The organism is Streptosporangium sp. NPDC003464, from assembly GCF_053588315.1.
Genome location: NZ_JBSFPS010000390.1, coordinates 1 through 6,507 on the forward strand (window position 1 = coordinate 1; position 6,507 = coordinate 6,507).

A 6,507-nucleotide genomic window follows, 5' to 3' on the forward strand; every position below is an offset into this window, starting at 1 on the left:
GCCACCACCTGGACCGGCCGCCCACCCGGCACCCTCCACCGCTGGGCCAGCGAAGGCCGCATCACCCGCCACGGCACCCCCGGACACGCCCTCGACGGTATCGGCCACCTCGACCTGCTGCCCGGCCACGCGTACTTCGTCGAACAGGGCGTCGAGGTCGGCCAGGTTCGGCTGCGGGTCCTCGACGCCGCCGTCGCGCCGCAGCGTGCCGAGTACGGCGCGCAGTTCGTTGAGCGACTGGTGTGCGTTCTCCTGAATCACCTGGGCCGTTTCGCGGGTCTGCTCGGCGGTGAGGTCGGTGCGGTGCGACAGGCCGCCCGCGAGCATGGCCAGCAGAGAGATCCGGTGTGCCAGCACGTCGTGCATCTCGTGGGCGATCTTGACCCGTTCGGCTAGTTTGGCCTGCTCGACGCGGTGCGCCTGCGCCTCGAGCGCGGCCTGTCGCCGCGAGGCGGCCAGGTCACGCCATGTGCGCAGGTAGAGGCCGAAGACGGTCAGCCCGCCGACGATCACGCCGCCGGTCACCATGGTGACGCTCGTGACGGAGACGACCCTGAGCTTGTCGGCGTCCGACCACAGGATCTGCGCCGCCGGGCACAGCCACGTGGCGAGAGCGACCGGGACGATCTGGCGCCAACGGCGATGCGTGCACACAGAGACGTAGGCGACGTAGGCGGGGCCGACCGCGGTGGTCGAGTAGAGGGTCAGGAGCGCGGTCGCCAGCGCGACCTGCCAGGGGAAGCGGTGCCGCCATCGCATCAACCCCAGACCGACCCCGAACAGGGCCAGGTCCAGCGCGATCGGGCCGAGGTCGGGGGCGACCTCGCGGCTCACGGCTGACAGGATCGAGATCCCGCCGACGAACAGCGCAGGCAGAATGGCGCAGAGGTAACGCAGAGCCTCGCCCCGGCTCCTTCCTTCCATTCCAGACTCATTCACCGCTTGCTCTTTCACGCCCGCCAGCCTAGGGATGCGCCAGGACCGCTCCTAGCGACCAGGGGTTAGAACGGGTAGCCCTGAGTCCATTTCTCCTGCGGTGGCCGTCGACCTGGGTCCGATGACCTGAGACGGGGAATCCGGTGAACTGGGCCCGTGATCGAATTCCATGGCGTCAGCAAGACATACAGAGGAGTGCGAGCCCTCGACGAGGTGTCCTTCACCGTCGGGGCAGGCAGCGTCACCGGGTTCCTCGGACCCAACGGCGCGGGAAAGTCGACGGCTCTGCGCATCCTGATCGGGCTCTCGCGACCGACGTCGGGGCTGGCCACCGTGTTCGGGCGACCGTACACCGAACTCGCCTGTCCTGGCCGCCGCGTCGGCACGCTGCTCGACGTCGGCGCCCTGCATCCGGGGCGCAGCGGGCGGGAGGTCCTGACGCTGGGGGCGATGATGCTGGGCCTGCCCCGCTCGCGCGTCGGAGAGAGCCTGGAGCTGGTCGGGCTGACCGGTCAGGAGGGCAGGCGGGCCGTCGGCGGCTATTCGATGGGCATGCGGCAGCGGCTCGGCATCGCCCACGCGCTGCTCGGCCGGCCCGAGGCGCTCGTCCTGGACGAGCCCGCCAATGGCCTCGACCCGCAGGGCATCCAGTGGATGCGCGGACTGCTGCGCAGCCTGGCCGACTCCGGGTGCGCGGTGCTGCTCAGCTCACACCTGCTGCACGAGGTGGAGCAGGTCGCCGACCAGATCGTGATGATCGGCCGCGGCCGCGTACTCGCCCGGGGCACCGTCGCCGAGCTCGCCCGCGGTGGCGGTCTGGAGCAGACCTTCCTCGAACTGACCGCGCAAGCCGACAGGAGCGCCGCATGACCCCTACCGACATCCCGTTCACCAGGCTGCTGCGGGTCGAGACCCGCAAGCTGTTCGACACGCGCAGCGGTCTCATCCTCACGGTGAGCGCGATCGGGCTGGCGCTCGTGGCCGTCGTCGCCCGGGGCCTCACCGCGCAGCCGCACTGGTTCACCCTGGCCGGGACCGCCGCCATCCCGCTCGGGGCGCTTCTGCCCGTGCTGGCCATTCTCACGGTGACCGGCGAATGGCGGCATCGCACGGCACTGACCACGTTCGCGCTGGAGCCCCGGCGCGGGCGGGTGCTGGCGGCCAAGTGCCTGCCGCCACTGGCGGTCGCCGTGGCGGCCTGCGTGTTCGCCCTGCTGGCGGCCCTGCCCATGACCGCCGTCGCCGCTACGGTTCACGGCGCCGAGGCCACGTGGACCATTGCGCCCGCCCAGGTGCTGGGCTGGATCGCGACGATGGTGCTGGTGACCGGCCAGGGCCTCGGCATGGGGCTGGTGTTGTTGAACGCGCCGGCGGCGATCGTGATCTGTCTGGCCAGTACGGCCCTGTGGAGCGCTGTCGCCCGGCTCGGTGACATGGGCGCGATCCTGGCGGAATGGCTCGACCTCAACCTCACCACCAACCCCCTGATGGACGGCGGGTTCACCGGCGACGCCGCCCTTCGGCTGGCCGTGTCAGTGTTCGTGTGGATCGTCGTTCCGGTGGTCGCAGGGATGCTGCGCATCTCGAGGAAGGAGATCGGCTGACGGCGGTAGGGCCGTTGGTCGCGATCGGTGCCGGCCGCGCGCCTGGCCGCCATCCGGGGGATCATCGTGGACGGCCGGCTCGGCGCGATCTGCCGCAGCTGCGACTGGACCGAGTCGGGCGGAGGCACGGGGGAGAGCCCGCGCTCGTCGAGCAGGGCCGCGGGATCACGCGGGCTCAGGGGCTCTGGCGATGACCGCACTTGCCCGCGCCCAAGTCCGCCGCGTCCCCGGTCCCGGCCGGCAGCAGAGATTAATATTTGACTTATATAAGTTGTAGCTGAAATCATGGGGCCGTGCACGCCTTCGACGTACTCGGCGACCCTGTTCGCCGCCGGATATTGGAGCTGCTCGCCGAGGGCGAGCAGACCGCCGGCGCAGTGAGCGGCCGCATTCGCGAGGAGTTCGGGATCTCCCAGCCGGCCACCTCGCAGCACCTCCGCGTGCTGCGGGAGTCGGGGTTCGCGACCGTCCGGGCGGAGGGCACGCGCCGCCTCTACGCGGTCGACGCCCAGCCCCTGCAGGAGGTCGACGTCTGGCTGGAGCACTTCCGGCGGTTCTGGAACCAGCGCCTGGACGCGCTGAGCACCGAACTCGCGCGGGGCAGGCGCGGACGCAGTGAACGGCGCGGAGACGGGCCGTCGGGAGTCAGCAAACCACCCGCCAAGAGCAAGGAGGACACGTGATCGACGTCATCAACCAGGTCAACGCCGCCCACCGGGAGATCGGCGACCAGCCCGTCAGCACGGGTGCGGGGCGTTCGGTGCTGCTGCGCCGTACCTACGACGCCGCGATAGAGGACGTCTGGAGTGCCTGCACTGAGCCCGACCGGATCGGCCGGTGGCTGGGGCCGGTCAGCGGTGATCTCCGCCTGGGCGGCACCTTTCAGCTCGAGGGCAACGCCGGCGGGGAGATCCTGCGCTGCGAGGAGCCGCACCTGCTCAAGGTGACCTGGACCATGGGAGAAGGCATGGCCACCGAGGTCGAGGTCCGCCTCTCCAAGGGCGAGGACGGCGACACCGTCTTCGAGCTGGAGCACGCTTCCCCCGCCGAGTTCGTCGACGAGATGCTGCGCGCCTACGGCCCCGGCGGCACCATCGGCGTCGGCACCGGCTGGGACCTCGCCCTCCTCGGCCTGGACCTGCACCTGCGCGGCGCGGGCCTCGACCCGGCGACCTGGGAGAACGCACCGGACGTCAAGGAGTTCGCGGTGCGCAGCGGTCAAGCCTGGGGACAGGCGATCCAGACCGCCTGGGGCACCAGCGACGACGACATCGCCGCGGCGGTCGCGTTCGCAACCCAGCACTACGCCCCCCACGACGAGACAGGGCACTGAGGTGGCCAGGACGACACTGACCGAGGCGATGGTGGCCGAGGTGATGGCCGAGCTGGCCGAGCTGGCCGACCCCAGGACACGCGAGGTGAACGAGAAACACGGTGACGATCACGGTGTGAACCTCGGCAAGCTGCGCGTGCTCGCCAAGCGGCTGAAGACGCAGCAGGAACTCGCGCGCCGGCTCTGGGAGACGGACGACTCCGCGGCGCGGCTGCTGGCGCTGCTGATCTGCCGCCCGAAGGCGTTCAGGCGAGACGAGCTGGACGCCATGCTGCGCCAGACGCGCACTCCCAAGGTGCACGGCTGGCTGGTGAACTACGTGGTGAAGAAGAACCCGCACGCCGAAGAGCTGCGCCTGGCCTGGTCCGCCGACCCGGATCCGGTGGTCGCGAGTGCCGGTTGGGCGCTGACCGCCGACCGGGTGGCGAAGAAGCCCGAGGGCCTCGACCTCGCAGGGCTGCTCGACGTCATCGAGGCGGAGATGAAGGACGCTCAGGACCGACTGCAGTGGGAGATGAACAACTGCCTGGCCCAGATCGGGATCGAGCACGCCGAGCACCGCCCCCGTGCGATCGACATCGGTGAGCGCCTCCAGGTGCTCAAGGACTACCCGACGTCCCCGGGCTGCACATCTCCGTTCGCGCCTACCTGGATCGCGGAGATGGTGCGCCGACAGCACGACAACACGGTGGCCTGATTGACGGTGGCTCGTCGCCTCGGGCATGGGGACAGTCGAGCGGCTGGTGACACGTTCCTCACCAACACCCCGACTGGGAAGCGCCCGGAGCCCTGGGACTCCTGGTCTGATCGATGATCTGCGGTGCGCCCGTTGTGTCCGCAGCGGGCACCGGTCTTGAGACAACGGGACAACCGGCTGGGCTGGGCCGTACCTCGTGCTCTCCATGGCGCATCGTGCGGGCGGTCATGATCGTGTTCGGCCTCTGATCGTTCCGCGTCGATCGGTGCGATGTGAGCTCCAGGCCGACCCGACAGCGACGAGGACGACGATGCTGATCAAGGCCAGCGACACTGTCGCGGACTCTCGCCCGGAGAGCTCCGTCGTGTTCCGGAAGATCTCGCCCGCGCCGTGGAAGGCGAAAGCGGTCGCGCCACAGCCGAAGACGAGCCCGGCGACACCGACGACAGCGGTGACGGTCTTGCCGACGTTCGCCGGCCGGAACCGCGCGAGACTGGCGCACACCAAGCCGGCGAGAACGACATCGGCAACGGCGACGATCACTACGGCGACGCTGAGCACGGCATTGTCCCCGTAGTGCTCGAAGTGCTCCCACGTTCCGCCGGCATCGGGGAGTCCGGCGACGCCGAGCGCCGTGATGACCGCCATCGCCGATATGACCACCATCAGCATGGCAGCACCTACGGGCGGCCACTTCTCCGGCCGAGCCGGGAGGATCTTGGTGTCGCGCCACCCGTGGACCTCGGTCGCGGACTGCTCACCCGCAATGTCACCTGCCATGGCCAGTGCTTCGTCGACCGTCGGCCTGCGGCCCGGGTCCTTGTCCAGCAGCCGGGTGATGAGCCGCGTGAGCGGCCCGGCCCGTCGCGGTGCCGGGGCCTCCTCCAGTAGTACTGCGACCAACGTCGCTTCCTGGGTATCGCGGCGGAACGGTGAGACGCCCTCGACGGCCTGGTAAAGGGTCACGCCGAGGGAGAACAGATCCCCGGCGGGAAGGCCGTCGCTGCCACGCAACCGCTCGGGCGCCGTGTACTCCGCCGAGCCGATGAACATCCCGGTGGCGGTCAGTGCGGTGTCGGTACGGTGGATCGCTGTCCCGAAGTCGGTGAGCAGGACCTTCCCGTTCTCGGCGAGCATGACGTTGGCCGGTTTGATGTCGCGGTGCACGACACCTTCCCGGTGCGCTGCGCCTATTGCCGTCAGCAGCGCCACGGCGACCTCGATGGCCCTGCCCGTCGGAAGAGGTCCGTGCTCCTGCATGTGCTCGCTCAGCGAGCAGCCGTCGACCAGTTCCATGACGATCCAGGGAAGGCCGTCGTCGATGACGACGTCGTGGATCGCGACGATGCCGTCGTACTTGCGTAACCGGGCGGCATTGCGGGCCTCGCGCGTGGCGCGCGCCAGCCGCTCGGCCCGTTCGGTCTCCGGCATCCCCGGTGGCAGCTGCAGTTCCTTGATCGCAACGTCCACGTCGAGGGTCTCGTCGCGGGCCCGCCAGACCCGCCCGAAACCACCGGACCCCAGTTCGGCGGCAAGCCGGTAGCGCCCGCCGACCATGTCACCGGCCAGCCTCGAAGTCATGCACCGTCTCCTGCCATCGTGCTCGGCACGGACAGTTGATCAGGGTACAGCCACCGTCATCGGTGCATGGCCGTTCGCTTCACTTGGTCTGCCCATCGTCGCGGACTGCAGCCGGAGGTATCAGCCGAGGTGCCGGGCGAAGAACCGTAGCGTGCTGTCCAGTTCGAAGGCCGGGAGCTCCCCGTGCTTGCCGGGGTTGGCGTGCAGCGTCTTCTCCGCTGAGCCCAGGGCGTCGAACAGTGCCAAGCTCTGGGCCCGCGGCACCCGCTCATCGTCCCACTGCAGCAGGAACTCCACCGGGACGGTGATACGCGCGGCGGCCTCGGCCGAGGCCGCCGCCCCGCCCAGGCCCAGCA

At 69.8% G+C, this 6,507-nt stretch carries 7 protein-coding genes and 1 pseudogene; 5 read left to right on the forward strand and 3 right to left on the reverse strand.

The window, feature by feature from the left end:
- Positions 1-924 (reverse strand): sensor histidine kinase (locus ACWDS7_RS45180; protein ID WP_451934313.1); only part of this gene is annotated, 924 nt, incomplete at its 3' end.
- 168 nt (positions 925-1,092) lie between these two features.
- On the opposite strand from ACWDS7_RS45180, the gene ACWDS7_RS45185 reads away from it, so the two are divergent.
- The 5 genes from ACWDS7_RS45185 to ACWDS7_RS45205 all read left to right on the forward strand — a co-directional run bounded on the left by ACWDS7_RS45185 (position 1,093) and on the right by ACWDS7_RS45205 (position 4,570).
- Complete coding sequence (locus ACWDS7_RS45185; RefSeq protein ID WP_451934314.1) at positions 1,093-1,806, forward strand: ABC transporter ATP-binding protein; 714 nt, start codon at positions 1,093-1,095, stop codon at positions 1,804-1,806.
- On the forward strand, positions 1,803-2,540 hold the full coding sequence (locus ACWDS7_RS45190) for a hypothetical protein (RefSeq protein WP_451934315.1): 738 nt from the start codon (positions 1,803-1,805) through the stop codon (positions 2,538-2,540). The genes ACWDS7_RS45185 and ACWDS7_RS45190 overlap by 4 nt, the downstream gene beginning before the upstream one ends.
- A 293-nt stretch (positions 2,541-2,833) precedes the next feature.
- Positions 2,834-3,223: an ArsR/SmtB family transcription factor gene (locus ACWDS7_RS45195; RefSeq protein ID WP_451934316.1), complete on the forward strand. Its 390-nt coding sequence runs from the start codon at positions 2,834-2,836 to the stop codon at positions 3,221-3,223.
- Positions 3,220-3,873: an SRPBCC family protein gene (locus ACWDS7_RS45200; RefSeq protein WP_451934317.1), complete on the forward strand. Its 654-nt coding sequence runs from the start codon at positions 3,220-3,222 to the stop codon at positions 3,871-3,873. Before ACWDS7_RS45195 ends, ACWDS7_RS45200 begins: the two co-directional genes overlap by 4 nt.
- Before the next feature lie 43 nt (positions 3,874-3,916).
- The gene (locus ACWDS7_RS45205) at positions 3,917-4,570 is read left to right on the forward strand and encodes a DNA alkylation repair protein (RefSeq protein WP_451934319.1); all 654 of its coding nucleotides are present in this window, start codon (positions 3,917-3,919) and stop codon (positions 4,568-4,570) included.
- A gap of 225 nt (positions 4,571-4,795) precedes the next feature.
- On the opposite strand, the gene ACWDS7_RS45210 is transcribed toward ACWDS7_RS45205, so the two are convergent.
- The gene (locus ACWDS7_RS45210) at positions 4,796-6,127 is read right to left on the reverse strand and encodes a serine/threonine-protein kinase (protein WP_451934318.1); all 1,332 of its coding nucleotides are present in this window, start codon (positions 6,125-6,127) and stop codon (positions 4,796-4,798) included.
- Between the two features lie 144 nt (positions 6,128-6,271).
- Positions 6,272-6,507: pseudogene (locus tag ACWDS7_RS45215) on the reverse strand (alpha/beta hydrolase); the annotation flags it as partial.